Genomic DNA, 25897 nt, shown 5'->3' on the forward strand with positions numbered 1-25897 from the left:
CCAACGACCCTGCTCTCCCGGTGCGCCGCACCTTAGGCTGGCGACCGACCCAGGGAGAGGAGCCCCCGGATGTCCGTCCGACCCGACATCGCCGACCGGGCCGACCTCGAGGTGCTGCTGCGCCGGTTCTACGGTGCGGCCTTCGCCGACCCGGTGATCGGCCCGTTCTTCGCCGGCACCGAGCTGGATCGGCACCTGCCGCACATCGCGGACTTCTGGGGGCGGGCGCTGCTGCGGTCCGCCGAGTACCGGCGCGACCTGTTCGCCCCGCACGCCGCCCTGCACGCCCGACAGCCGCTCACCGCCCGGCACTTCGGCCGCTGGCTGCAGCTCTGGACGGCCACCGTGGACGGCCTGCACAGCGGCCCGCTGGCCGAGCGGGCCAAGAGCCAGGGCGAACGGATCTCGCTGGCCATGCTCCGCCGGCTGACCGGCGGCGCGACCGGTGGCGGCACCGGCGGCTTTGTCCCGCTCTCGGCCGTCCTGCTGCGCAGCGGCTGACCCCGACGGCTCCCCCGGTCGGGGGAGGTCATCGGCGAGCCACCCGACGAAACTGGCCGCATCGCGACCGGGGAGCGTCCCCGGTCACCCGGTGGTTTCCCAGGAGTTGACTCGTGCGCGAGCAGATGTGGCAGCGAATTCCTTCCGGTCGGCGAGCGGCGTGGTCGGCCGTGGCGGCGGCGCTGGTCGCCGGACTGCTGACGGTGGGCGCCGCCCCGGCGCCGTCCGCCGCGGCCGGGCCGGACGGTGTCCAGCAGGGGTTGAACGCGCTGGTGCGCCCCGGTGGTGTGCCCGCCGCCCTGGCGAGCGTCCAGGACCGGACGGGCCGTAGCCGCACCTACACGGCCGGGGTCGGTGACCTGTCCACCGGTGGGAAGGTGCCGAACGACGGCCAGGTGCGGATCGGCAGCAACACCAAGACCTTCACCGCCGTGGTGGTGCTGCAGCTGGTCGGGGAGGGGAAGGTCGCCCTGGACGAGCCGATCGAGACCTATCTGCCGGGTCTGGTCCGCGGGGACGGGATCGACGGGAACCGGATCAAGGTCCGTCAGCTCCTCCAGCACACCAGCGGGATCCCGGACTACGAGGGCCTGATCGAGGAGACCGTCCTGCGGGACCGGTACTTCGAGCCCCGTGAGCTGCTCGACCTGGCGCTCCGGCACAAGGCCGAATTCGCCCCGGGGAAGGGCTTCCGCTACAGCAACACGAACTACGTGCTGGCCGGCCTGCTCGTCCAGCGGGTCACCGGCCGCCCGCTCCCCGAGGAGATCGACCGCCGCATCCTCAAGCCGCTCGGACTGCGCCACACCTCCTTCCCGGCCGCCGGGGACCGGACCATCCGGGAGGCCCACCCCAAGGGCTACCGCAGGGATGCCGCGGACGGGCAGCTGCGCGACTTCACCGAGCTGGACCCCTCCGCGGGCTGGGCGGCGGGGCAGATGATCTCCACCAACACCGAGGTCAACCGGTTCTTCACCGCCCTGCTGGCCGGTCGTCTGCTGCCGGCGGCCCAACTCGCCGAGATGCGCACCACCGTGCCGATCGGGGACACCGGTGCCGGCTACGGGCTGGGGATCATCAGCAGGCCGCTGCCCTGCGGCGGGGTCTACTGGGGCCACGGCGGTGACATCCCGGGCTTCGAGAGCCGGGGCGGCGTCACCGAGGACGGCCGTGCCGCCAACGTCACGGTGACCACCGTCCCGGCCGACGACGCGGGCACCAGGCAGGTCGAGAGCGTGGTCGAAGCGGCCCTCTGCCGCTGAGGCCCGGCCGAGCCCGCACTTGGAGTCCGGTTGGAGTCCGCTTGGAGCTCCCGGGAGCGGATCGCATAGGCTCGGCGGTCAGAGCCGGGGTGGGTCCGGGGGAGGGCTGGTGCAGGGCGTGGGCACGGTCCGGATCAGAGTGCTCGGGGCGTTGGCGGCCGAGGTGGACGGGGTGCGGGTGAACCTCGGCGGGCCGAGACAGCGCGGGGTGCTCGGACAACTGCTGGTCGCCGGGGGAGCCGTGGTGGCCGCCGAACGGTTGGTGGACGGACTGTGGGGCGGACGGCCGCCGGCCAAGGCGGCGGCCTCCCTGCAGGCGTACATCTCCAACCTGCGCCGGGTGTTGGAGCCCACCCGGGGCCCCCGCGAGCCCGCCAGGGTGCTGGTCAGCGAGGCCCCCGGGTACGCCCTGCGGCTGCCGGACGACGGGGCACTGGACGCCGGGGACTTCGAGCGGCTGGTGGCCCGGGCCCGGGAACTGCGGCGACCAGGACCGGCCCGGGAGGCGCTGGAGCTCTGGGACGGCGAGGCGTACGCGGAGTTCGCGGACCGGCCCTGGGCACTCCGCGAGGTCGCCCGGCTGAACGAACTGCGGCTCACCGCGCGTGAGTTGGCCATCGCGCTGGCGGTCGAGCAGGGCGACTGCGGTGCCGCCGTGCCCGAGGCCCTGGCGCTCACCGAGGAGCACCCGTTCCGCGAGGAGGGGTGGCGGCTGCTCGCGCTGGCACTGTGGTCGGCGAACCGACAGGCCGAGGCGCTGGACGCGCTGCGCCGGGCCCGCACCCTGCTGGCCACCGACCTGGGCCTCGATCTCGGGCCCGCGCTGGCCGAGTTGGAGTCGGCGATCCTCAACCAGCGGACCGAGCTGATCGGTGCGCCCACCCTGGTAGCCGTACCGGTGCCGCAGCCGGAGCTGTTCGTCGGCCGGGCGGACGAGCTCCGGGCGGTGCGGGAGGCGGCGGCCGAGGCGGTCGGCGGGGCCCGGGCGGTGGTGCTGGTCAGCGGCGAGGCCGGGGCGGGCAAGAGTGCACTGCTGCGCCGGCTGCGGTCCGAACTGTCCACCGGTGGCTGGCTGGTGGCCTCCGGCCGGTGCCCGGAGACCGAGGGTGCGCCGCCCGCCTGGGCCTGGACCGAGGCGCTCCGCGAGCTGGCCGGACAGGTCGGCCCCGGGCCCGGCGAGGCCGAGGTGCTGGCCCCGCTGCTGGAGGCCGAGGAGTACGCCGCGCGGCGGGGGAGCGACCCGCTGGCGGGCCGGTTCCGGCTGCACCGGGCGGTGGCCGACTGGCTCCGCCGGGCGGCCGCCGACCGCCCGGTGGCCGTGGTGCTGGACGATCTGCACGCCGCCGACCAGGAGACCCGGGCACTGCTCGCCGAGCTCAGCACCGGTCCGGCCGTCCCCGGCCTGCTGCTGATCGTCGCCCATCGCCCGGGCGAGGGCGATCTCACCGACACGCTGGCCCAGTTGGCCCGGCTCTCGCCCCGCCGGCTGCCGCTGTCCGGTCTGGCCGAGGCCGAGGCGGGCCGGCTGATCGCGGCCGTCTGCCCGACGCCGGTGGACCGCGAGACGGTGGCCGCGCTGGCCGAACGGACCGGTGGCAACCCGTTCTACCTCCGGGAGAGCGCCCGGCTGCTGGCCGGTGAAGGCGCCCTGGTGGCGGTCACCGAGGTGCCGCAGGGCGTCGGCGACGTGCTGCGCCGCCGGTTCGGGGTGCTGCCCACCGGGACGGTCGAGGTGCTCCGGCTGGCCGCCGTGGTCGGTCGGGAGGCCGAGGTCGACCTGCTGCTGGCGGCCACCGAGCGGACCGAGGACCAGGTGCTGGCCGCCCTGGAGACCGCGCTGGCCGGCGGGCTGCTCACCGAACCGGGCCCCGGTGTGGTCCGGTTCACCCACGCCCTGGTCCGGGACACCCTGTACACCGACCTGAGCGGGCTGCGCCGGGCCCGGCTGCACGGCCGGGTCGGCGCGGCGCTGGCCGAGTTGCGCCCGGGTCAACTCTCGGCGCTGGCCCACCACTTCACCCGGGCCGCGGCCGCCGCCACCGCGGAGGAGGCGGTCCGGCACTGCGTCCGGGCCGCCGAGGCGGCCGAGCGGCGCTACGCCCACGAGACCTGTGCGGCGCTGCTGCGGCAGGCGCTCGCCAACCTCGACCTGGTCCCGGCCGGTGACGACGACCGCCCGGCCCGCCGGATCGAGCTGCTCGGCGCCCTGCTCCGGGCCCAGGTCAGGGCCGGTGCCATCACTGCGGCGCTGGCGACCCGGCACACCGCCGTCGCCCTGGCCCGGGAGACCGGCAGGACCGACCTGGCGATCGCCGCCTGGACCGCCTGGACGGTGCCCACCCCCTGGGTCGCGCACGCCTACGGCACCATCGACCAGAGCGCGGTGGACACCCTGACGGGCCTGCTCGCGCTGCCCGGCCTGGCCCCCGCCACCCGGTGCAACCTGCTCGACGCGCTCACCTACGAACTCGACTGCTCGGGCAGCCCGCAGGGCTGGGCGGCGGCCGAGGAGGCGGTGGCGATCGCCCGGGCGGAGCGCGATCCGGTGCTGCTGGCCCATGCGCTCGCCGCCCAGGCGCGGGTGCACGACTACGAGTTGGAGATCGACCTGCGGGTCGAGATCGCCGCCGAACTGGCCGCGGTGGCCACCGAGCACGACCTGCCGGCCTACCGCTGGCAGGCCGAGCACCTGTTCAGCACCGCCGCCGCCGTCCGGGGCGACCCGGTGGCGCTGCGCGAGCACATCAGGGCCGGGCTGGTGATCGCCGAGACGTACCACCTGCCGGAGCTGGTCGACGTCGGCCGCTGCCAGCTGGGCATGCTGGCCCTGATCGAGAACCGGCCGGCCGAGGCGGACGCCCACTACCAGCAGGCGCTGGACGGCCTGGTGGCCCGGGAGTCGCTGCACGCGGCCGGCTTCGGGGCGCTGCACCGGATCACCATGGCGATCCAACGGGGCACGCTGGGCGCCGAGTTGCCCCTGATCGAGCAGACCGGTTCGGCGTACGGGGCGATCGTCGAGGACGTCCGCGCGCTGGCCCTGGTCGAGCTGGGCCGACCGGCCGAGGCCCGGGCCGTCCGCCGTACCGGGCGGGCCGTTCCGCCGGACTACTACCGGTCGTTCTTCCTGACGATCCGGGCGATGGCCGTCATCGCGCTGGACGAACGGGCCGAGGCGGAGGAGGTCTTCACCGAGCTGCTCCCGCTCCGGCACATGATCGCCGGAGCGGCCAGCACCTCGATCGCCCTGCGCCCGGTGGCCCTGACCCTCGGCGACCTGGCCACCTACCTCGGCCACCCCGACGCCGCCGAGCACTACCGGCACGCGGCGGACGTGGCCCACCGCTGGAGCGCTCCGCACTGGGCGGCCGAAGCAGGTCGCTCGGCAGCGGCTCAGGTCGCCGACCACCAGGCAGGTGCTCCGGAAGGTCAGGGTTCGGGGCTCCGCTGATGTGCGGTTCCGCCGAGTGGGCGGCGACGGCTTTCCGGCAGGTGATCCGGGAGTCCGTCGGGTGCCCGGCCGACGGACTGGTTCACCATCTGGGACTTCGTGAAGGGCGAACCGAAGGCGGCCGCCCGGGCGATCACGGGAGGTGAGGCCATCAGGGAGGACCTAGTCCAATGTGCTGCCGTGAACGGGCGTGCCGGTGTAGTCCGCGGTGCGGACTGCTGACGGAGCGATTGCCTGGACCGCAGTGACGACGTCCACGGCATGGACGTCGTAGCAGGAATCATCGAAGGCGAGTCCCTGCGAGCCAGGGAGGCCCCTGTTCACAACGAGCAGGCGCTGGTAGCTGCGGCCGGGGCGGCCGGCTGCCTGTCGGCGGGTAACCGGAATCTCAAGCACCAGCAGCTGCGAGGCCACTGCACTTCGTACGGTCAGAGCATCGACCCCGCTGATAGCACGCCAGCTCAGAAACCGGCTGGGCAGGAGCGGAGTGCGTACCTCGATGCCGTCGGGGCGAAGCGTGAGCCGGGCGGGCCGGACCGTGTCCGCGAGTCCGACCACAGCGGCGGCACCCGCAGGAGCCAGCCAGAGCATGAGGAGGAAGCAACGGAAAAGGATGTCTTCGAGGTGGTAGACGGGTGGGTGACTGCCGATGGTCGGCCACACCAGCCACAGGTATGAGGGCGTGCCCAGAAGCAGGCACATCGCTGCCAGGATCGGCTTGGCCCGATGACGACGGTTCAGCCGCAGGACGAACCGGCGCTCCGACCGATCGACGCTGTTCGCCACAACTTCCTCCCTCATCGGCACGAACACCGATGATGGCGAAGGCCGCTTGAAGAAACCTTGCAGGCGAGGGGCAGCGCCATGCCCGGTGTGCCGTTCGCGGGGCCTGGCGCCAAGGCAGTTGGGCGTCGGGCAGCCGGCCCTGGGACCCAGCTCACGGACCGCCCGGGCGAGGGCGCTGACCAGAATCCGTTGCGCTCCTCCGGGGCGCGCATGCGGAATCCGCGGCAGCGGAGGCTGGAGTCCGGCCCGCCCATGCGGCGGAGCCGCACATCGGCAGGCACCGAGCCCCTGGCTGCCGAAGCGTGTGCCACGAGGTGTTCATCGGGCGTTGACAGTCGGGGTGGGTCAGTCCAGGGTGCGGGCCCGGCGTTCGTTCGGGGCGAGGAGGAGGACTTCGAGGGCTTCGGCGCAGGCTCTGGCCCGGGACAGGAACCAGGGCAGCCGCGCATCGGTGAGGACGTCGGGGGTGGAGCGGACCGCGAGGGCGGAGTGTGCGTGGCCCGCCGCGTCCAGCACCGGTACGCCCAAGGTCCGTACCCCGTAAGCGGATTCGCCGTCGTTCAGGGCGTAGCCGGCCGCCCGGACCAGGGTGAGTTCGGCGGCCAGGGCGACCGGGTCGACGATGGTGCGGTCGGTCTGGGCGGCCAGGGGCGGCAACGCGGTGAGGTCGTCCTCGCCGGGGCGGGCCCAGGCCAGCAGGACCTTGCCGAGGGCGGTGGAGTGCAGGGGGCGGCGCAGGCCCAGGCCGGTGCTCGGCTGGACGGAGCCGCCGACCAGGATGACCGCGTGGCCGCCACTGCGGATGGCCAGGTCGGCGGTGGCGGCGGTGGCGGCCGAGAGGGCGGCCAGCTCGGGTGCGGCCCGGTGCAACCCGCGTTGGTGCAGCGAGAGTTGGCCGAGTTCGGCGACGGACGGGCCGAGCCGGTAGCGGGCGGTGCGGCGGTCCTGTTCGAGGAATCCGGCGGCGACCAGGGTGCGGGCCAGCCGGTGCGAGGTGGAGACGGACAGCTCCATCCGACGGGCCAGGTCGGAGGCGCTCAGCTCGCCCGCGTTGTCGCGGAAACAGTGCAGCAGTCCGAGGGCCCGGGTGACTGCCTGGGCCCCGGCGGGGGCGTCCGTCGTCGTCATGTCCCAAGCATGCGAACAGTGCCACAATCTGGCAAGTATTGCCGGAATGTGAACCTCCGTTACACCGTCTGACGGCTCGGCCAACAGATGGCTCCCACCATGTGGAAAGCCTTGCCGTGACGCCCCGGACCGTGGAAACCTCCAGTCACCAGGCCACCGGGACCGGAAGGGAGCAGCACGATGACCACACCTCGTACGCTGTGCCCGACCCCGGTCCGGTGTTGTCGCCCCCGCTGACCCCGTTCCGCTTCCCTGCCTTGCCGCGTGGTGAGAGCCCCCGTGCGACAGAGCGTCACCCCACCTCCGGGAGTCCCCCGTCATGGACCAACTCTGGTTCACCCGTTGCCCGGTGCCCACCGCGACCGGAATCGCCGCCGACCGAGGCTGGCTGGCCGAGGAGTTCGCGCCCGACGGCATCACCGTCCGTTCGCTCCAGGACGTCCCCGCCGCCGTGGCCGCCGACCACCACTACACCCACGCCCTGGACGGGCTGTTCCGCGAGGGCGGCAACGTGCCCGCACTGTGGGCCCGTTCACGGGGTGAGCGGACCCGGCTGGTCGGGCTCACCTGGATCGAGGAGCGCCAGTCGATCCTGGTCCGGGCGGACAGCCCGGTGCGTGAGCCGGCCCAGCTGCGCGGGCTCCGGCTGGCCGTGCCGGTGCACGCGATCGGCATCGACTTCTGGCGGGCGATGGCCCTGCACGGCTTCGCCGGTGCGCTGTCGCAGGCCGGACTCACCCTGGCGGACGCCGAGTTGACCGAGGTGGCCGGTTCGCCGCACGGTCAGTGGCAGGGCGAACTGGCCGCTCTGCGGGACGGCCGGGTGGACGCCGTGTACGTCAAGGGCGCGCTGGCCGTCGAGGCCGCCGCACGCTACGGCGCGGTGGTGGCGGTCGACCTGGACGCGCTGGCCGACCGCCGGGCCCGGGTCAACAACGGCACCCCGCGCCCGATCACCGTCCACCAGCGCCTGCTGGACCGGCGCCCCGACCTGGTCGCGCGCTTCCTCGCGGTGCTGATCGAGGCCGCCGACTGGGCCCGTGACCAACCCGCCGAACTGGCCCGGATCCTGAGCGCCGAGACCGGCGCCGGGGTGCACGGGGTGGCCGGCGCGTACCGCCCGGACACCGGGCACTCGCTGCAACTCGACCTCTCGGACGAACGCCTCGACCTGTTGGCCCGGCAGGAGCGCTTCCTGCACGCGCAGGGCTTCCTGCCCGATCCGGTCGAAGTCCGGGCCTGGGCCGACCCCGCGCCACTGGAGCAGGCCCGTGCCCTGCTCGCCTCCCGCCACCGCACCGGCGTCTGACGCCTCCGCAGAAAGCGACACACCATGAACCCCCGCCTGCTCCCGTCCGCCGCGCTCCTCGCCGCCGCCCTGCTCGGCCTGGCCGCCTGCGGCTCCTCGACCGGTGGCGGCGACTCGGCCGCCGGTGACCGGGCCGGACAGATCGAGGTCCGGATCCCCGAGGACGGCAACTCCGGCCTGCTGGCACTCGGCAAGAAGGACGGCTCACTGGCCAAGGCGCTGGCCAGGGTCAACGCCAAGGTCGCCTGGACCGGCACCGCCGGGGCGTTCGCCCCCGCCGCCCAGCAACTCGACGCCGACGCACTGGACTTCGCCCAGGGCTCGATCACCTCCGCGACCGCCGCGCTGGCCCAGTCCCCGGGCTTCAAGCTGTTCGCCGCGGTCGCGCCCGACCAGCTCGGCGAGGGCATCCTGGTCAAGAACGACTCCGGGATCAAGAGCGTCCAGGACCTGGTCGGCAAGAAGGTCGCGGTCTGGCACGGCGGCACCAGCGAGTACCTGCTGCTCAAGGCGCTCCAGCAGAACAACGTCCCGGTCGACCAGGTCAGCCGGGTCTACCTGCAGCCCAACCAGGCCGCCCCGGTCTTCAACTCCGGCCAGGTGGACGCCTGGTCCACCTGGGGCACCTACTCGGTGCCGCAACTCGCCGACCGGAACGCGCACTTCCTGGTGACCGGCGGCCAGGTCGGCTCGGAGAACTACGCGGTCTGGACGGTGCGCACCAAGTTCGCCGACGCGCACCCCGCCGTGGTCAAGGCGCTCTACGAGTACCTGCACGAGTCCGGGCTCAAGCAGCAGCAGGACCCGGGCGCCTACCTCAACGTGCAGACCACCGCCGGGCCCGAGGCGGTCAGCGACGCCCAGCGGGCGGTCCAGATCCCGATCGACAAGGCCAGGGGCACCGCGCAGCCGATCACCGAGGCGGACCTGACCCGGTTCCACACGGTGGCCCGGTTCTTCGCCGACCAGCAGATCACCAAGGGCTTCTTCGACGTCAAGCCGTACGTCCTGGACGCCACCACGCTGCCCGGGAGCACCGGATGAGCACCACCCACCTGGTCGCCCCGAAGCCCCGCACCACCCGCCCGCGCCGGCCCGGCCTCGCCCTCGGCCTGCGGACGCTCGGCCCGGTCGTGGTGCTGATCGCCTGGTACGCCGCCTCCGCCACCGGCGTACTGACCGACGACCTGCTGGCCTCGCCCGGCGCGGTGCTGCAGGCCCTCGGCGAGCTGTGGAGCAGCGGGCAGCTCGGCGACGCGCTCGCCGTCTCGCTGACCCGGGCCGGCTCCGGTCTGCTGATCGGCGCGAGCATCGGCCTCACCCTCGGTGTACTGACCGGCTTCTCCCGGCTCGGCGAGGAACTGCTCGACTCCTCCGTGCAGTTGCTGCGCACCATCCCGTTCCTGTCGCTGGTGCCGCTGTTCATGGTCTGGTTCGGCATCGGCGAGACCGCCCGGGTGGTGCTGATCGCGGTGGCCACCAGCTTCCCGATGTACGTCTCCGCCGCCGGCGGGGTGCGCAACACCGACCGCAAGCTGGTGGAGGCGATGCGCAGCTTCGGCGTCGGCCGACTGGCCCTGGTGCGCGAGGTGGTGCTGCCAGGGGCGCTGCCCGCCCTGCTCTCCGGCCTGCGGCTGTCGATGACGCTCAGCGTGATCGCGCTGATCGCCGCCGAGGAGATCAACTCGACGGCCGGGATCGGCTATCTGATGTCCACCGCGCAGGAGTACTCCCGGACCGACATCCTGACCGTCTGCATCCTGGTCTACGCCCTGGTCGGGCTGCTCGCGGACGGTGTGGTCCGGCTGCTGGAACGGCTGTTGATGCCATGGCGCACCCAGGGGGCTGCCCGATGAACACCTCGGTACCCGAGAACGCCGCCGTGCACCTGCGCGGCCTGCGCCGGACCTTCGGCACCCGGCACGTGCTGGACGGCCTGGACCTGGACCTCGCCCGGGGCGAGTTCCTGGCCCTGCTCGGCGCCAGCGGCACCGGCAAGACCACGCTGCTGCGCATCCTCGGCGCGCTCGACCACCACGACGCCGGGACGGTGCTGGTGCCCGAGGTCCGCACCATCGTCTTCCAGGAGCCCCGGCTGGTGCCCTCGAAGCGGGTGCTGGCCAACGTCACGGTCGGCCTGCCGCGCGGTGCGGCGAGCCGGGAGACCGGCCTGCGGGCGCTGACCGAGGTGGGCCTGGAACAGCACGCCGACGCCTGGCCCGCCACCCTGTCCGGCGGCGAGGCACAGCGGGTGGCGCTCGCCAGGGCGCTGGTCCGGGAGCCCGAACTGCTGCTGCTGGACGAGCCGTTCGCCGCCCTGGACGCCCTCACCCGGCTGCGGATGCAGGACCTGGTCGGCGAGCTCTGCCGGGCCCACCGGCCGGCCGTGCTGCTGGTCACCCACGACGTGGAGGAGGCCGTCCGGCTGGCCGACCGGGTCGCCGTCCTGCGCGACGGCAAGCTGGTCACCGACGAACGGATCCCGTTCGACCACCCCCGCGACCCGGCCGACCCCGCCTTCGCCGAGCTGCGCCGCCGGCTGCTCGCCGACCTCGGCGTGCACACCCCGATCCCCACTGGAGTGAACTGAATGTCCGTCAACATCGGTGTGCACAACGCCAACCCCTCGCTCTACCACCTCTCCCGGCTCGGCATCCTGGAGGCCGCCCTGGCCCCGCTCGGCGAGACGGTGACCTGGCACCAGGTCGGCGGTCTGGCCACCGCGGACGCGCTGGCCGACGGCACCATCGACTTCGGCGGCACCGGCTCCACCCCGCCGCTGACCGCCCAGGCCGCCGGGCTCGACCTGGTGTACGCCGCCGTCTCGTCCCCCCGGCCCGGTCACGGCGCGCTGCTGGTCACCGCCGACAGCGAGATCCGTACCGTCGCCGAACTCCGGGGCCGGAGGGTCGCGTTGGCGATCGGATCGTGGCAGACCCACTTCACCGCGAAGGCGCTGGCGGGTGCCGGGCTGTCGTACGGCACCGACATCACCGCGCTGCGGTCCGGTCCGGCCGCGTACGGGCAGCTGCTCGCCGGGGAGGTCGACGCCTGGGTGGCGCAGGGCGCGGAGCTCTCCGCCGCCCGGCGGGCCGGCACCGTCCGGACCCTGGTCGAGGCCGGTGACGTGATCACCGACCGGTCCGTCTTCTTCACCCGCCGGGACTTCGCGGCCGGGCGCCCCGAGCTGGTCGAGCTGATCGTGGCCGCGCTGGCGGAGGCCGACGCCTGGGCCGCCGGGCACCTGGACGAGGCCGCCGCGATCGCCGCCGAGGACCAGGGCGGCGAGCCCGCCGACTGGCGGCAGGCGCTCCAGGACCTGCCCTGGAAGCTGGAGCCGGTCTCCGCCGCCTTCCTGGCCGAACAGCAGGAGGCCGCCGACCTGCTCACCGCCGCCGGCTTCCTCCCCACCCGAATCACCGTCACCGACGCCGTCCACGGAGCCCGCTGATGCCCACCCCCGAGATCCTCTGGTACGTCATCCCGCGCGAGGGCGGCTTCCCCTGGGAGCCCGAGGGCCGCCGCCCGGTCGACCTGGCCTACCTCCAGCAGCTCGGCGTCGCGGCCGACCGGCTCGGCTACGACGGCGCGCTGTTCGCCACCGACCTGTACGACGTCTGGCCGCTGGCGAGCGCGCTGGCCGCGGTCACCCGGCCGAGCTTCAAGCCGCTGCTGGCCGTGCACCCCGGGCTGATCTCGCCGACCCTGCTGGCCAAGATGGCGCTGACCTTCAGTCAGCTGTTCGGCCCGGACCGGCTGCGGTTCAACGTGGTGAACGGCTCCACCGAGCAGCTGCGGCAGTCCGGTCTGCACCTGGAGCACGACGAGCGCTACCAACTCAGCGCCGAGTACTGGTCGATCGTCAAGCGGCTGACGGCCGGTGAGGTCTTCGACCACAAGGGCCGGTTCTACGACCTGCCGAACGCCGGGGCCGCACTGCGGGAGCTGGCGCCGGTCCAGGGCGGGGCGCACACCCCGTTGTGGTTCGGCGGCTCCTCGGCGCCGGGGATCGAGCTGGCCGCGGAACACGTGGACGTCTACCTGACCTGGGGCGAACCGCTGGACCAGCTCCGGCAGAAGCTCGACCAGGTCCGCGCGCGGGCCGCCGCGCACGGGCGCACCCTGCGGCTGGGCCTGCGGCTGCACCTGATCGTCCGGGACACCGAGGAGCAGGCGTGGGCCGCCGCCGACCGGCTGCTCGACGTCACCAGTCAGGCCACCTATGCGCGGATGCTGGGGGACGGCGCGGAGGACGGCGTCGGCTGGCAGCGGCAGTTCCGCCAGCACGGCGGGCGGGTGCCGGCCCGCGCCCGCGAACTGGAGACCCACCCCAACCTGTGGCCGGGCATGAGCCTGTTCCGCCCCGGCCCCGGCACCGCCGTGGTCGGCAGCACCCAACAGGTGATCGAACGCCTCCAGGAGTACCAGTCCCTCGGCGTGGACACCTTCATCCTCTCCGGCAACCCCCTCCTCGAAGAGGCCTACCGAGTCGCCGAGACCGTCCTCCCCGCCCTCCGCTAGCCACTGCCGGGTGCTCGGGGCAGGGCACTCACCGCCTACGGCGCCAGGGGCTCGGGGAACTGCGAGGCGGGCCCTTGCAAGGTGATCGTCGCGCAGGTGGTCAGACACTTTCGTCCGTGACCCCGGCGCCAGATCTCCTCGCCCACGCGGCGGAGCCGCACATCAGCAGAGCCCCGAGCCCCTGGCTGCCGCAGCGTGTGCCTGACGCAGAGCCCCTGGAGCACTTGCAAGTGGGTTCCAAGTGGGCGTGTGCAGGGTGGAGGAGTCTCAACGGATTCCGCCGGAAGGCCTCTGCACATGTCCTCGTTCCTCGGTCGTCTGGGTGGCGCTGCCGCCGCCAGACCGTGGCGTACCCTGCTCGCCTGGCTCCTGATCCTGGTCGCGGCCTTCGGCCTGGCCGCCGCCGTCGGTGGTGAGCCGCGTGACAACTACCGGGTCCCCGGGACCCGTTCGACCGCCGGGGGTGATCTGCTGGCCGAGCGGTTCCCGGAGATGTCCGGCGCCGGTGCCCGGGTGGTGGTGCACGACCGGGCGGGCGCCCGCCTGCCGGTGGCGGCGCTGGCCGAGCTGCGGCAACGGCTGACCGAGCTGCCGAAGGTGGCGACCGTCGGGGAACCGGTGCTCTCCGGGCGGGGTGACACCGCGCTGTACCAGGTCGGTTACCGGGTGCCGGTCACCGACTTCAAGGGCTCGGAGGGGCTGGACGCGCTCCGGGCGGCCGGGAAGCCGGCCGAGGCGGCCGGGTTGCAGGTGGAGTTCGGCGGTCAGCTGCCGGAGAACTTCTCCGCCCCGGACGGCACCGCCGAGCTGGTCGGTGTGGTGGCCGCGCTGGTGATCCTGGTGCTCGCGCTCGGCACGCTGGTCTCGGCCGGGCTGCCGCTGCTGGTGGCGCTGGCCGGGCTCGGGCTGGGGACGGCGCTGACCACGCTGCTGGCCGCCGTCACCGAGATCAGTGCGACCGCCCCGACCGTGGCCACCATGGTGGGCCTGGGGGTGGGCATCGACTACGCGCTGCTGCTGGTGAGCCGTCACGTCGAGGGGCTGCGCAAGGGGCTGACCGAGCAGCAGGCCGCCGCCGAGGCGACCGCGACGGCCGGGTCCTCGGTGGTGGTCGCGGGGGCCACGGTGCTGGTCTCGCTGCTCGGGCTGCGGCTGGCCGGGCTCTCCACCTACTCCTCGTTCGGCTATGCGACCTTCGCGGTGGTCGGCGCGGTGATGCTGGCCTCGCTGACCCTGGTGCCCGCGCTGTGCTCGCTGGCCGGGCCGCGCCTGCTGCGCCGCGCCGAGCGGGCCGACCCGGCCGCACCGGTGGCGGCGGGGCCGACCAGGACCGAGCGGTGGGCCCGGCTGATCGGGCGGCGTCCGGTGGCCGCCGGGCTGGCCTCGCTGGTGGTGCTGCTCGCGCTGGCCGCGCCGATGCTCGGGATGCGGACCTGGCCGCAGGACGCGGGCAGCCAGGCGGCGGGCAACACCACCCGCAAGGCGTACGACCTGGTGGCCGAGGCGTACGGCCCGGGGGCGAACGGCCCGCTGCTGATAGCGGTCGACCTGCGCACCCTGCCCGCCGGCGAACTTCCTTCCCTGGAAGCCCGGTTGAAGGCCGACCCGGGCGTCGCGGCGGTCGCTCCCGCAGTGCAGAACCGGGCCGGTGACGCGGCGGTGGTCTCGGTCACCCCGAGCACCGGACCGCAGGACGAGCGGACCACCGAGCTGCTGGACCGGCTGCGCGGCGGGGTGCTGCCGGCCGGTGCGGAGGCCACCGGGGTGGTCGCGGTGTTCGCGGACATCTCCCAGCGGCTGAGCGAGCGGCTCTGGATCGTGGTCCCGTTCGTGGTGGCGCTCTCGCTGATCCTGCTGACCGTGCTGTTCCGGGCGCCGGTGCTGGCGGTCAAGGCGGCCGCGATGAACCTGCTCTCGGTGGCCGCCGCGTACGGGGTGACCACGGCGGTGTTCCAGTCCGAGACCGGGGCGAAGCTGCTCGGGCTGCCGCACGCGGTGCCGGTCTCCAGCTGGGTGCCGATCCTGATGTTCACCGTGCTGTTCGGGCTGTCGATGGACTACGAGGTCTTCCTGCTGGCCCGGGTCCGGGAGGACTGGCTGGCCACCGGGGACGCCAGGGGCAGCGTGGTGCGCGGCTTGTCGGCGACCGGACGGGTGATCAGCAGTGCGGCGGCCATCATGGTCGCGGTCTTCGTCGGCTTCGCGCTGGACCCGGACGTCACGGTGAAGATGATGGGCGTCGGGATGGCGGCCGCCGTCCTGGTGGACGCCACCGTGGTCCGGCTGCTGCTGGTGCCGGCCACCATGACGCTGCTCGGCCGGGCCAACTGGTGGCTGCCGGCCTGGCTGGACCGGCTGCTGCCCGAGCTGCGGATCGAGCCGGGGGAGCCCACCGCGCCGGCCAAGGAGCTCGTCCCGGCCTGACGGCGGATCAAGGTCCGGAAGCCCACTCGGGCTTCCGGACCTTTCGCATGGGGTGAGAGATCTGGCCGCCACGGAGTGTCTGAAAAGGACATAAGCCTATATATGCGATGTAATCGCAGGCATGATCAGCCATCGGTCCGCTCCCGATCACAGTCCTGAAGCCCCGCCGGCCCGGCGGGGCGACGACCGGCTGACCATGTCCGGCTCCCCGCTCCCCTGACCGGCCCTGCGCTGGTCGGCACCACCGGCCTCCGACCCCCAGCTGAAGGACCACGATGGACTGGATCACCGATCACGTCTTCAAGCCCTATCCGGAACTACTGATCTTCCTCACCATCGCGATCGGCTTCCTGGTCGGGAAGATCCGCTACAAGGCCATCGGGCTCGGCGCGGTGACGGGCTGTCTGGTCGCCGGGTTGTTCACCGGCTGGGTGACCGACGTGAGCGTCAACGGCACGGTGAAGTCGGTGTTCTTCATCATGTTCCTGTTCGCCCTCGGCTACAAGGTCGGCCCGCAGTTCTTCCGCGGCCTGAAGAAGGACGGCCTGCCGCAGGTCACGGTCGCGGTGGTGGTCTGTGTCACCGGCCTGCTGGTCTGCTGGGGCTTCGCCGAGATGCTCGGCTACGGCCCCGGGCTCGGGGCCGGCCTGCTGGGCGGTGCGCTCACCCAGTCGGCCGTGATCGGTGTCGCGCAGGACGCGATCGGCAACATCCAGGGCCTGAGCCCGGATCAGATCACCGCCCAGCAGAACCTGGTGCCGGTCGCGTACGCGGTCACCTACCCGCTCGGCACCATCCTCTGCGCGGTGCTGCTGGCCAACGTCGCGCCCCGGCTGCTGAGGAGCAACCTGGCGGAGGACTCCAAGGCGCTGGCCGTCGAGCTGGACGCGCCGGAGGCCGACCCGGACCTCGCCGAGGGCTACTACGAGGTGGTGCTGCGCGCCTTCACGGTCGCGGGCAACGGCCTGGTCGGCCGGACCATCGACGACATCGAGGCCCAGCAGTACGAGCAGGGCCGCCGGATCTACCTCACCCGGGTCCGCCGGGACGGCGAGATCCTGGACCACACCCAGCAGACCGTGATCCAGCAGGGCGACGTGGTCGCGGTCAGTGCGCTCCGGCACGACCTGGTGGAGTTCGACGCGGTCCGGCAGATCGGTCCCGAGTCGGACGACGCCGGTCTGCTCAGCTACCAGACCGAGCACCTGCACGTGGTGGTCTCCAACAAGGAGCACCTGGGCAAGACGGTGGCCCAGGTCCGCCGCGAGCCGTTCATGGTCGGCGTCTTCATCGACAAGGTCTACCGCTCCGGCGCGGAGTTCCCCTACCGGCTCTCCACCGAGCTGGAGCGCGGCGACACCCTGGTGCTGACCGGCCCCAAGCGGCTGGTCGACCCGGCCACCGCGGCGCTCGGCAAGCCGGTGCCGACCAGCTTCGCCACCGACATGATCTGGGTCGGCCTGGGCATCTTCCTCGGCGGCTGCATCGGCATCCCGTCGCTGACCGCGGGCGGTGTGCCGATCTCGCTCTCCACCTCCGGCGGCGCGCTGATCATGGGTCTGGTCTTCGGCTGGATCCGCGGCAGGTACCCGACCTACGGCAACGTGCCGCCCGGTGCGCAGTGGTTCATGGACACCTTCGGGCTGTGCGCCTTCGTCGGCATCGTCGGCATCAACGCCGGCCCGAGCTTCAGCAGCGGTCTCTCCCAGGCGGGTTGGGGCCTGCTGGTGTGGGGCGCGGTGGCCACCGTGATCCCGCTGATCGTCGGTCTGCTGGTCGGTCACTTCGTCTTCAAGATCCGGACACCGATCCTGATGGGCGTGGTGGCCGGTTCGCAGACCACCACCGCCGCGATCGGTGCGATCAACGAAGAGGCCAAGAGCCAGATCCCGACGCTCGGTTACACCATCCCGTACGCGGCAGGCAACGTCCTGCTGACCATCTGGGGCGCCATCATCGTCGCCCTGCTCGGTTAGCCCCAAGGAGAGACACCGTCATGAGCAAGCCTTCGATCAGCCGCGAAGAGATCCGTCGCCTGGCCCAGCTCAGCCCGTTCGAACTCAAGGGCAGGTTCATCGAGTTGGCCCAGGCGTACCAGGCCGACGAGCCCGGGCAGAAGGGCAAGTCGAACGCGCACATGCTGAACGCCGGGCGCGGCAACCCGAACTGGATCGCCACCGGCCCGCGCGAGGCGTTCCTGGCGCTCGGTCACTTCTCGCTCTCCGAGAGCCGCCGGGTGTGGACCGCCGACAACCTGGGCGGCATGCCGGAGCAGCAGGGCATCGCCGAGCGCTACGACAAGTTCACCCGCTCGCACCCCGAGCTGCCCGGCATCGAGCTGCTGACCGCCTCGATCGACCTGGCCGTGGAGCGGTTCGGCTTCGACCGGGACGCCTGGATCCACGAGCTGGCCGACTCCACGGTGGGCGACAACTACCCGGTTCCGGACCGGATGCTGACGCACGGTGAGCAGGTGGTCCGGGGCTACCTGCGGGAGGAGCTGATGGACGCCAAGCCGCCGGCCGACCAGCTCGACCTGTTCGCCACCGAGGGCGGCACCGCCGCGATGTGCTACATCTTCGACTCGCTGATGAAGAACGGCATCCTGCACAAGGGCGACAAGATCGCCCTGATGGTGCCGGTGTTCACTCCCTACATCGAGATCGCCGAGCTGGACACCTTCGACTTCGAGGTGGTCAAGGTCGAGGCGTCCAACTTCACCGAGACCGGGGTGCGCGGCTGGCGCTACCCGACCGAGGAGGTGGCCAAGCTGGAGGACCCGGCGGTCAAGCTGGTCTGCCTGGTCAACCCCTCCAACCCGCCGTCGCTGGCGCTCTCCCAGCGGGTCGCCGACCAGATCAAGCAGATCGTGGCGACCAAGAACCCCAACCTGATCGTGGTCACCGACGACGTCTACGGCACCTTCGTGAACGGCTTCCGCACCCTCGCCGCCGAGCTGCCGAGGAACAGCCTGCTGGTGTACTCGTACTCCAAGCACTACGGCTGCACCGGCCACCGGCTGGGCGTGATCGGCCTGCACCACGACAACGTGCTGGACGCGATGCTGGCCGAGCTCCCGGCCGAGGAGAAGGCCCGGCTGAACAAGCGCTACGGCACCCTCACCCTGGAGCCGGAGAAGATCCGCTTCATCGACCGGCTGGTCGCCGACTCCCGGCAGGTGGCGCTCAACCACACCGCCGGGCTGAGCCTGCCGCAGCAGGTCCAGATGACGCTGTTCTCGTTGTTCGCGCTGCTCCCGGAGGGCAAGGCGTACAAGGCCAAGGTGCAGGAGATCGTCCACCAGCGGCTGGCGCTGCTGCTCGAGGGCTCCGAGATGAAGATCGCGGACGACCCGCAACGGGCCGGGTACTACATCGAGTTGGACCTGCTGGCGGAGGCCGAGCGGACCGCGGGGCCGGAGTTCGCGGAGTACCTGCAGAAGACCTACGAGCCGACCGAGCCGCTGTTCCGGCTGGCCGAGCAGACCGGTGTGGTGCTGCTCAACGGCGGTGGCTTCGACGGGCCCGAGTGGTCGGTCCGGGTCTCGCTGGCCAACCTGGACGACCTGGACTACCTGAAGATCGGCCACCACCTGCGGCAGATCTTCCTGGACTACCGCTCCGAGTGGGAGCAGTCCAAGGCCTGATCCCACACCGGAAGGGGCCCCTGCGGGGGCCCCTTTCCGCTGCCCCGGGGCGCATGCTGGAGAGAGGCATCGACGCTTCGGAGGCGGTCATGGACATCCGATCCCCCGCGGGTGTGGTGGTCGGGGTGGACGGTTCCCCCCATGCCACGGTGGCGGCCGACTGGGCCGCCCAGGAGGCCGAACGGCGCGGCTGCGGGCTGCACCTGGTGTACGCCGTCAACACCGGGACGGTCACCCTCTCGCCACGCTCCGGCGCCGCGGTGACGGACCTGATCCTGAAGAACGCGCAGGCCGTGCTGGACGAGGCGATCGACCTGGTCGGTGCCGCCCACCCGACCCTGCGCCCGACCGGTGACGTGGTGCCCCGGGACGCCGCCGCCGCGGTGCTGGCCGCCGCCGAGCACGCCGAGCTGGCGGTGGTCGGCACCCGCGGCCACGGCGGCTTCGCCGCGCTGCTGCTCGGCTCGGTCAGCCTGCGGGTCTGCGCGCACGCGAGCTGCCCGGTGGTGGTGGTCCGGGTCCCGCCGGAGCGGGGCGACTGCGTGCTGGTGGCGATCCGGGAGGAGCGGGACGCCGAGGCGCTGCGGTTCGGGGCCGGGCAGGCCCTGCGGGCCGGGCTGCCGCTGCGGGCGCTGCACACCTGGTCGCCGGTGGTCACGGACATCGCCCGCGGCGCGCCGCTGCTGGACGAGTCGGGGGAGGAGGCCAAGCTGCACGAGCAGCTGCTGAGCCGCACCGTCGACCCGGTCCGGGCGGAGTTCCCCGAGCTGGCGATCGAGGCCGAGGACCACAGCGGCCCGACCGCCGCCACCCTGGTCGAGGCGTCCAAGGGGGCGGCCCTGCTGGTGGTGGCACGGCACCGGCCCGCGCCGCACCTCGGCCTGCGGCTGGGCACCGCCGTGCACGCGGTGCTGCACCACGCGCACTGTCCGGTGGCGGTGATCCCGCTCTGAGCCCGTCCTGACGCCCGGTCAGGCCCAGAGCCGCAGACCGGCCGTCAGCTCCCGGATGCAGCGGGCGCCCAGCTCGGCGATCCGCTCCGGCGGGTCCGCGGTCTCCGCCCAGGTCTCCAGCGCCACCCGCATCGCGGTGTTGGCGGCGGCCGCCGCCAACCGTAGTTCCAGCGGGTCGGCACCGTCCCCGGCCAGCGTGCCGAGCACCGGGGCGAGGGCGAGCTCGGACTCGTGGTGCACCCGGTGCCAGACCGCGAGCAGGTCCGGCTCGGTGGGGGCGATCCGGAGCAGGCCGCGGACCCACTCGAAGGTGGCGGCCGGGTACGCGGCGGAGGGGCTGAGGGCGATCCGGGCGGAGTGTTCCAGCGCCTCCGGGACGGAGAGCTCGGGCGGGCTGAGCGCCAGCTCGGTGACCCAGTGCCTGACCCCGCCGGAGAGCAGCGGCGCGACCGCGTCCTCCTTGGTGCGGAAGTACCGGTAGAAGGTGCGCAGCGAGACGCCGGCCGCGCGGGCGATCGCCTCCGCGGTGCAGTCGGCCGCGCCGTGCTCGGCGAACAGCCGGGCGGCGGCCAGCGCGATCTCCTGCTGGGTGGTGGCCTTGCGGCGCTCGGTGAGGGAGGGGCGTTGGTCTGACACGGGACGAGTCTAGTGCCGGACGGGCACGAAGTGCGTTTGTGGCACAACGTGCCATCTAGGCGTAACGTGAAGGCGAATCACCGGATCATCCAGCAGGAGAGCACCATGAACCGCTTCGAGGGCCGCCGCGTACTGATCACCGGCGCGGGCTCCGGCATCGGCCAGGCCACCGTCCGCCGCGTCCTGGCCGAGGGCGGCCGGGTCGTCGGCGCCGACGTGGCCGAGACCGGCCTGGCCGCCACCCGCGAGCTGGCCGCCGCCGACGGCACCGCCGACCGGCTCACCACGCTCGTCGTCGACATCGGCGACGAGGGCTCGGTGGTGGCCGGGGTGGCCGCCGCGATCGACACCCTGGGCGGCCTGGACGCCCTGGTGAACGCGGCCGGCATCCTGCGCTCGGAGCACACCGACCGCACCGGCCTGGACCTGTGGAACACCGTCCTGCGGGTCAACCTGACCGGCACCTTCCTGATGACCCGTGAGGCGCTGCCCGAGCTGCTCGCCACCGGGCGCGGCGTGGTGGTCAACTTCAGCTCCACCTCGGCGAGTTTCGCCCACCCGTACATGGCGGCGTACGCGGCCAGCAAGGGTGGCGTGCAGTCCTTCACCCACACCCTGGCGGCCGAGTACGCCAAGCAGGGCCTGCGCGCGGTCTCGGTCGCGCCCGGCTCGATCAGCAGCGGGATGACCGACGCCTCCGGCGCCAGCGGCCAGAACCGCGGCCCCGGCATCCCGGCCGACGCCGACATGTCGCTGTTCGCCAAGCTCAGCCCGGCGCTGCAGTCGGGCAACGGGTACGGCTTCGCCGGGCCCGAGGCGGTGGCGGCCGTGGTCGCGATGCTGGCCTCGGACGACGGCGCGTTCGTCACCGGCACCGAGATCCGGATCGACGGCGGCACCCACGCCTGACCCGACACGCCGGGCCGGGGTCCAGTCGGGCCGGGCCACCCCTTCGCCGTCATGATGACCGCAACGGTCGGACGAGGTGAAGGCGGTGGCCCGTGCGGGACCGGGTGCTGAACGTGCTGCGGCTCTGCTCCGGCCTGCCGGCGGCCGTCGCGCTCGGGGTCCAGGCGCACCGGAGCGCCACGCTGGACCTGTCGATGGTGAGCTTCTTCAGCTACTTCACCAACCTGAGCAACATGGCCGGGGTGCTGGTGCTGCTGGCGGGTGGCACGCTCGGGCTGCTCGGCCGGGGCCGGGTGCCGGACCTGGTGCGCGGCGCGGTGGTGCTCTACCTGACCATCACCGGCCTGGTCTACCTGGTCGCCCTGTCCGGCCACGACCTCGGGCCGCTGCTGCCCTGGGTGAACACCGTGGTGCACCGGCTGATGCCGCTGGTGCTGCTGGCGGACTGGGCGGCCGACCCGCCGGGCCGCCCGATCAGCCGTCAGCGGGCGCTGTGCTGGCTGCTGTTCCCGCTGCTCTATCTGCCGTACACGCTGATCCGGGGCGCGGTGACCGACTGGTACCCGTACCCCTTCCTGGATCCCCGGCACCCCGGCGGCTACAGCCGGGTCGCGGTGGCCTGCACCCTGGTCACGCTGGCCTTCGTCGGGGTGGGTGAGCTGATCCGGTGGGCCGGCAACCGGCTGGGCGAGGGCCGGGAGCCACGCCCGAGTTGACGCCCTGTCGGCTCCGTTGAATCGGACATATCAGGCAAATGGTTGATACGCTCCCGAGGTGCCCGTCGCCGTCCTGATGCCACCGCCCCCGACCCACCAGGCCAGCCGTGCCGCCGTCGACTTCTGACGCCGGGTCGGCCCCGGTGTCGCGAGTGGTGCGCCGGCTGCCCTCCTGGGGAGCGTCGGCCGGTGCGGTGGTCTGCTACTGCCTGTCCTTCACGCCCTCGCTGATCCCCCGGGCCTGGTGGCTGCAGGCCGCCGCCGGGGCGATCACCGCCGCGTTCGGGTACGGCATCGGCGCCTTCCTGCAGTGGCTGCTGCGGCGCTGCGGGGTCACCGTCCCGACCGGGGTGCGCCGTTGGGCCCGGCTCGCGCCGGCGGCGGTCGGCACGGTGGCGGTGGTGTTCGTGACCGCCTGGAGCGTGCGCTGGCAGGGCGACCTGCGGCGCGCGGTCGGGATGGACCCGCGGATCAGCTGGTGGCAGTGGGTGCTGGTGCTGCCGGTGGCCCTGCTGCTGGCCGGGCTGCTGGTGCTGATCGCCCGGCTGGTCCGGCTGGGCACCCGGCTGATCGCCCGTCAGCTCGGCCGGGTGATCCCGCCCTGGGCGGCGGCCACCGGTGCGGTGCTGGTGGCCGCGGTGCTGGTGGTCGGGCTGGTGCAGGGCTTCCTGCTGCGCGGGCTGCTGAACGTCGCGGAGAGCGCCGCCGGGCTGACCGACCGGTCCACCTCGCCCGGCATCGTCCGGCCCGAGCTGGCCACCCTGTCCGGCAGCCCGGCTTCCCTGGAGGAGTGGGACAGCCTGGGTGCCAAGGGCCGGGACTTCATCGGCCAGGCCACCACCGCCGGGCAGATCACCGAGTTCTCCGGGCGGCCCGCCAAGGACCCGGTCCGGGTCTACGTGGGCCTGCGCTCCGCGGACACCCTGGAGCGGCGCGCCGCCCTGGCCGTCGCCGAACTCGACCGCACCGGCGGCTTCGCCCGCCAGGTGCTGGTGGTGATCAGCACCACCGGCAGCGGCTGGGTGAACGAGCAGATCGCCACCCCGCCGGAGTACCTGTACGGCGGCGACAGCGCCCTGGTGGCGATGCAGTACTCCTACCTGCCGAGCTGGATCTCGTTCCTGACGGAGGACCAGGCCTCGGACGCCGGGGCCGCGCTGATCGACGCGGTGTACGCCCACTGGTCCGCGCTGCCCGCCGACCACCGGCCCAAGCTGCTGGTGGCGGGGGAGAGCCTGGGCTCGTACGCCACCGAGCGGGCCTACCCGGACGGGGTGGCCGGGCTGGCGACCCGTACCGACGGCGCGCTGCTGGTCGGGCCGACCCCGGACAACCCGATCCGACGCGACGTCACCGACGGCCGGGACCGGGGCAGCCCGGTCTGGCGGCCGCAGTACCGGGACGGCCGGACGGTGCGGTTCGCCCAGACGCCGGCCGATCTCGACCTGCCGGACGGGCCGTGGGACCCGCCGCGCGTGGTCTACCTGCAGAACGGCAGCGACCCGGTCACCTGGTGGGAGCCCTCGCTGATCTGGCGCCGCCCGCCGTGGCTGGACCGGCCCCGGGCCGCCGACGTGTCGCCGACCATGCGCTGGTACCCGTTGGTCACCTTCTGGCAGGTCAGCTGCGACCTGGCGGCGGCCAACGACGTCCCGGCCGGGCACGGCCACCGGTTCGGCACGCTCCCGGTGTACGCCTGGGCGGCGATCGCGCCGCCACCGGGCTGGACGGTGGCCGACAGTGCCCGGCTGGACACCCGGCTGCGGGCCGGATCGTGAGCCAACTCCGTTGACGGCCAACCGGGTTGGCCGTCACCCGGATGGCGCACCTCTGGTCGCCGCAGCGGTCGGGCCTGCGAAGCATGAGGGGCGGAGCACCACCGACCAGGAGGCAGTCGTGACCGGAGCAGCAGGCGGGTACGGAACGGACCGGCGGCGCGGGATCGCCGCCCTGGCGGCGGTGGGCGCGGCGGCCGCGCTGCTGGCGGCCTGCGGCAGCAGCGGCTCGTCCGGCGGGACGCCGTCGGCCGCCAACAGTCTGTCGGTGGCGCCGAACCCGTCCTCCTTCTCCGGCTCGCCGCCGTCCGCGTTCGCCTCCGCCGCGGCCTCGATCTCGGCTGCGGCGTCCTCCGCCTCGGCCGCCGCCGCCTCCTTCGAGGCCTCGGTGTCGGCCTACGCGGCGCAGCACCAGGAGCGGGCGGTGGCCGCGCTCAAGGGGGTCGAGGGCAGCGGCAACGCGGTCTCCGACGTGACGCTGACCGGGGTGCCGCCGGCCAGCTCCGGCGGCATCCAGGCGGCCGTGGTGAACATCGTCAACCGGACGTCCGCGGCGGCCTCGTACGCCGTCCAGGTGGACTGGCGGGACGCCTCGGGCCAGGTCGCGGTGAGCACGGTGGTCGGTGCGGAGAACGTCGCAGCCGGCCAGCCGGCCAGCCCGGTCTCGTTCAGCCGCCGGCCAGCCGCCGACCAGCTGACGCCGGTGGTGGTCAAGGCGCAGCGGTACTGAGCCGCCCGGCGACCAGCACGGCGATGTCGTCCCCGGCTCCGGCGCCGGGGCCGTAGGCGAGCAGGTCGGCGTGCAGCTGCTCCAGCAGCCGGGCCGACCCGCTCCCCGTCCAGCCGCGCAGGCGCTCGGCGAGCGGGTAGAACTCCCCGGCCCGGTCCCGGGCCTCGCTGACCCCGTCCGTGAAGATCAGCAGCCGGTCGCCGTCCTCGAACGGGACGGTGTCGACCGGGTGCCGGTCGTTCAGCAGCGCACCGAGGTTCAGCGGCAGCGCGGGGGAGGACGGCTCCACCTCCAGCACCTCGGGGCCGCGCAGCAGCAGCGGCGCGGGGTGGCCGCAGTTGAGCACCCGGGCGGTCCGGCCCTCGGGCGGGAGCTCCACCAGCACGGCGGTGGCGAACCGCTCGGCGGCGTCCGAGCTGGGCACCTGCTCGCTGTAGCGGACCATGCCGGTCTCCAGTCGGGCGACCACGGCGGCCAGGTCCGGCGCCTCGTACGCCGCCTCGCGGAAGGTGCCGAGCAGCACCGAGGCCACCTCGACGGCAGGCAGGCCCTTGCCCTGGACGTCGCCGACGATCAGCCGGACGCCGAACGGGGTGCGCAGCGCCTCGTAGAAGTCACCGCCGATCCGGGCCTGGGCGGCCGCGCCGACGTACAGCAGGTTCAGCTCCACCCCGGCCAGCGCGGGCGGCAGCGGGCGGAGCAGGACGCTCTGGGCCACGTCCGCCACCGCCCGGACCTCGGCCAGGTCGCGTTCGCGGTTCTGCCGGACCCGGCTGGCGTAGCAGGCGGCCACCGTCACGGTCAGGATCACCACCACGGCGGTCACCGCGGCGGGGCCCACCGGTGAGCCCCGGTCGACCGAGAGCGCCAGCTCCGCCGCCACCGTGAGCAGCCCGATCCCGGCGGTGCCCCGGACGCTCCAGCTCGCGGCGGCCAGCGCCGGCGCGGCGGCCAGGAACCGGTCGTAGCGCTGCTGACCCGGCGTCAGCACGTCGAAGAGCGCGGCCAGGGCGATCAGCAGCAGCGGGGCCCAACGGACGATGGTGCGGGGAGCGCCCACCCGCGGGAGTTCAGGGAGTGTCCGCATGGCCCCAGGCTATCGACAGTTGACCGAAACACCCCCTTTTGTCCACGGCGGGCGCGGGTTCTC

21 protein-coding genes are annotated in these 25897 nt (G+C 73.3%); 17 read left to right on the top strand and 4 right to left on the bottom strand.

The features are described 5' to 3' along the window. Positions 1–69 precede the first annotated feature (69 nt). The 3 genes from OHV05_RS28095 to OHV05_RS28105 all read left to right on the top strand — a co-directional run bounded on the left by OHV05_RS28095 (position 70) and on the right by OHV05_RS28105 (position 5214). Positions 70–501 (top strand): group III truncated hemoglobin, encoded by a 432-nt coding sequence (locus OHV05_RS28095; RefSeq protein ID WP_405020143.1) that lies wholly within the window; start codon positions 70–72, stop codon positions 499–501. Positions 502–626: 125 nt separating this feature from the next. Further along, the gene (locus tag OHV05_RS28100; protein ID WP_405021563.1) at positions 627–1763 is read left to right on the top strand and encodes a serine hydrolase domain-containing protein; all 1137 of its coding nucleotides are present in this window, start codon (positions 627–629) and stop codon (positions 1761–1763) included. A gap of 109 nt (positions 1764–1872) precedes the next feature. Beyond that, positions 1873–5214 (top strand): AAA family ATPase, encoded by a 3342-nt coding sequence (locus tag OHV05_RS28105; RefSeq protein WP_405020144.1) that lies wholly within the window; start codon positions 1873–1875, stop codon positions 5212–5214. Positions 5215–5376: 162 nt separating this feature from the next. Here the strand turns inward: OHV05_RS28105 and OHV05_RS28110 are convergent, their stop codons facing one another. Together OHV05_RS28110 and OHV05_RS28115 are read right to left on the bottom strand one after the other, a co-directional pair. Further along, positions 5377–6000, bottom strand: a complete 624-nt coding sequence (locus OHV05_RS28110; RefSeq protein WP_405020145.1) for a hypothetical protein — start codon at positions 5998–6000, stop codon at positions 5377–5379. A gap of 345 nt (positions 6001–6345) precedes the next feature. Then, positions 6346–7128, bottom strand: coding sequence for an IclR family transcriptional regulator (locus OHV05_RS28115; protein ID WP_405020146.1), 783 nt, complete (start codon positions 7126–7128; stop codon positions 6346–6348). A gap of 319 nt (positions 7129–7447) precedes the next feature. Between OHV05_RS28115 and OHV05_RS28120 the strand changes: the two genes are divergently transcribed. The 10 genes from OHV05_RS28120 (at position 7448) to OHV05_RS28165 (ending at position 19981) form a co-directional block, all read left to right on the top strand. Next, entirely contained in the window at positions 7448–8437 is a 990-nt protein-coding gene (locus OHV05_RS28120) for an ABC transporter substrate-binding protein (protein ID WP_405020147.1), read from the top strand. Between the two features lie 24 nt (positions 8438–8461). Continuing rightward, entirely contained in the window at positions 8462–9481 is a 1020-nt protein-coding gene (locus tag OHV05_RS28125) for an NrtA/SsuA/CpmA family ABC transporter substrate-binding protein (protein WP_405020148.1), read from the top strand. Then, complete coding sequence (locus OHV05_RS28130) at positions 9478–10293, top strand: ABC transporter permease (protein WP_405020149.1); 816 nt, start codon at positions 9478–9480, stop codon at positions 10291–10293. Before OHV05_RS28125 ends, OHV05_RS28130 begins: the two co-directional genes overlap by 4 nt. Beyond that, positions 10290–11027 carry an ABC transporter ATP-binding protein gene (locus OHV05_RS28135; RefSeq protein ID WP_405020150.1) on the top strand — a complete coding sequence of 246 codons (738 nt, stop codon included), beginning with the start codon at positions 10290–10292 and terminating at the stop codon, positions 11025–11027. The genes OHV05_RS28130 and OHV05_RS28135 overlap by 4 nt, the downstream gene beginning before the upstream one ends. Then, positions 11028–11888, top strand: coding sequence for an ABC transporter substrate-binding protein (locus OHV05_RS28140; protein WP_405020151.1), 861 nt, complete (start codon positions 11028–11030; stop codon positions 11886–11888). It abuts the gene before it with no gap. After that, complete coding sequence (locus OHV05_RS28145; RefSeq protein ID WP_405020152.1) at positions 11888–12958, top strand: LLM class flavin-dependent oxidoreductase; 1071 nt, start codon at positions 11888–11890, stop codon at positions 12956–12958. Before OHV05_RS28140 ends, OHV05_RS28145 begins: the two co-directional genes overlap by 1 nt. 297 nt (positions 12959–13255) lie before the next feature. Continuing rightward, positions 13256–15382: an MMPL family transporter gene (locus OHV05_RS28150; protein WP_405020153.1), complete on the top strand. Its 2127-nt coding sequence runs from the start codon at positions 13256–13258 to the stop codon at positions 15380–15382. A 275-nt stretch (positions 15383–15657) separates the two neighbouring features. Continuing rightward, positions 15658–17358, top strand: coding sequence for an aspartate-alanine antiporter (aspT, locus tag OHV05_RS28155; RefSeq protein WP_405020154.1), 1701 nt, complete (start codon positions 15658–15660; stop codon positions 17356–17358). Positions 17359–17378: 20 nt separating this feature from the next. Beyond that, the gene (locus tag OHV05_RS28160; protein ID WP_405020155.1) at positions 17379–19028 is read left to right on the top strand and encodes a bifunctional aspartate transaminase/aspartate 4-decarboxylase; all 1650 of its coding nucleotides are present in this window, start codon (positions 17379–17381) and stop codon (positions 19026–19028) included. Positions 19029–19117: 89 nt separating this feature from the next. Continuing rightward, positions 19118–19981: a universal stress protein gene (locus tag OHV05_RS28165; protein ID WP_405020156.1), complete on the top strand. Its 864-nt coding sequence runs from the start codon at positions 19118–19120 to the stop codon at positions 19979–19981. A gap of 18 nt (positions 19982–19999) precedes the next feature. Here OHV05_RS28165 and OHV05_RS28170 read toward each other — a convergent pair whose 3' ends face one another. Continuing rightward, the gene (locus OHV05_RS28170; RefSeq protein WP_405020157.1) at positions 20000–20617 is read right to left on the bottom strand and encodes a TetR family transcriptional regulator; all 618 of its coding nucleotides are present in this window, start codon (positions 20615–20617) and stop codon (positions 20000–20002) included. A 105-nt stretch (positions 20618–20722) separates the two neighbouring features. Between OHV05_RS28170 and OHV05_RS28175 the strand changes: the two genes are divergently transcribed. From OHV05_RS28175 to OHV05_RS28190, 4 genes are all read left to right on the top strand, one after another. After that, positions 20723–21526 carry an SDR family NAD(P)-dependent oxidoreductase gene (locus OHV05_RS28175; protein WP_405020158.1) on the top strand — a complete coding sequence of 268 codons (804 nt, stop codon included), beginning with the start codon at positions 20723–20725 and terminating at the stop codon, positions 21524–21526. Positions 21527–21618: 92 nt separating this feature from the next. Then, positions 21619–22242, top strand: coding sequence for a Pr6Pr family membrane protein (locus OHV05_RS28180; RefSeq protein ID WP_405020159.1), 624 nt, complete (start codon positions 21619–21621; stop codon positions 22240–22242). 143 nt (positions 22243–22385) lie between these two features. Next, complete coding sequence (locus tag OHV05_RS28185; protein WP_405020160.1) at positions 22386–24020, top strand: alpha/beta hydrolase; 1635 nt, start codon at positions 22386–22388, stop codon at positions 24018–24020. Positions 24021–24138: 118 nt separating this feature from the next. Beyond that, entirely contained in the window at positions 24139–24747 is a 609-nt protein-coding gene (locus tag OHV05_RS28190) for a hypothetical protein (RefSeq protein WP_405020161.1), read from the top strand. Here OHV05_RS28190 and OHV05_RS28195 read toward each other — a convergent pair. Beyond that, positions 24728–25834: a PP2C family protein-serine/threonine phosphatase gene (locus tag OHV05_RS28195; protein WP_405020162.1), complete on the bottom strand. Its 1107-nt coding sequence runs from the start codon at positions 25832–25834 to the stop codon at positions 24728–24730. The two genes, OHV05_RS28190 and OHV05_RS28195, sit on opposite strands and share 20 nt — an antisense overlap. Between the last annotated feature and the right edge of the window lie 63 nt (positions 25835–25897).

The sequence above is a fragment of the Kitasatospora sp. NBC_00070 genome (assembly GCF_045041205.1).
Taxonomy (GTDB): domain Bacteria; phylum Actinomycetota; class Actinomycetes; order Streptomycetales; family Streptomycetaceae; genus Kitasatospora.

Excerpts from the sequence above, each read along its gene's own strand:
- aspT (WP_405020154.1), top strand. The coding sequence starts at position 15,658 with ATGGACTGGATCACCGATCACGTCTTCAAGCCCTATCCGGAACTACTG.
- OHV05_RS28160 (WP_405020155.1), top strand. The coding sequence starts at position 17,379 with ATGAGCAAGCCTTCGATCAGCCGCGAAGAGATCCGTCGCCTGGCCCAG.
- OHV05_RS28150 (WP_405020153.1), top strand. The coding sequence starts at position 13,256 with ATGTCCTCGTTCCTCGGTCGTCTGGGTGGCGCTGCCGCCGCCAGACCG.
- OHV05_RS28095 (WP_405020143.1), top strand. The coding sequence starts at position 70 with ATGTCCGTCCGACCCGACATCGCCGACCGGGCCGACCTCGAGGTGCTG.
- OHV05_RS28135 (WP_405020150.1), top strand. The coding sequence starts at position 10,290 with ATGAACACCTCGGTACCCGAGAACGCCGCCGTGCACCTGCGCGGCCTG.
- OHV05_RS28145 (WP_405020152.1), top strand. The coding sequence starts at position 11,888 with ATGCCCACCCCCGAGATCCTCTGGTACGTCATCCCGCGCGAGGGCGGC.
- OHV05_RS28175 (WP_405020158.1), top strand. The coding sequence starts at position 20,723 with ATGAACCGCTTCGAGGGCCGCCGCGTACTGATCACCGGCGCGGGCTCC.
- OHV05_RS28125 (WP_405020148.1), top strand. The coding sequence starts at position 8,462 with ATGAACCCCCGCCTGCTCCCGTCCGCCGCGCTCCTCGCCGCCGCCCTG.
- OHV05_RS28120 (WP_405020147.1), top strand. The coding sequence starts at position 7,448 with ATGGACCAACTCTGGTTCACCCGTTGCCCGGTGCCCACCGCGACCGGA.
- OHV05_RS28165 (WP_405020156.1), top strand. The coding sequence starts at position 19,118 with ATGGACATCCGATCCCCCGCGGGTGTGGTGGTCGGGGTGGACGGTTCC.
- OHV05_RS28115 (WP_405020146.1), bottom strand. The coding sequence starts at position 7,128 with ATGACGACGACGGACGCCCCCGCCGGGGCCCAGGCAGTCACCCGGGCC.
- OHV05_RS28100 (WP_405021563.1), top strand. The coding sequence starts at position 627 with ATGTGGCAGCGAATTCCTTCCGGTCGGCGAGCGGCGTGGTCGGCCGTG.
- OHV05_RS28130 (WP_405020149.1), top strand. The coding sequence starts at position 9,478 with ATGAGCACCACCCACCTGGTCGCCCCGAAGCCCCGCACCACCCGCCCG.
- OHV05_RS28195 (WP_405020162.1), bottom strand. The coding sequence starts at position 25,834 with ATGCGGACACTCCCTGAACTCCCGCGGGTGGGCGCTCCCCGCACCATC.
- OHV05_RS28140 (WP_405020151.1), top strand. The coding sequence starts at position 11,028 with ATGTCCGTCAACATCGGTGTGCACAACGCCAACCCCTCGCTCTACCAC.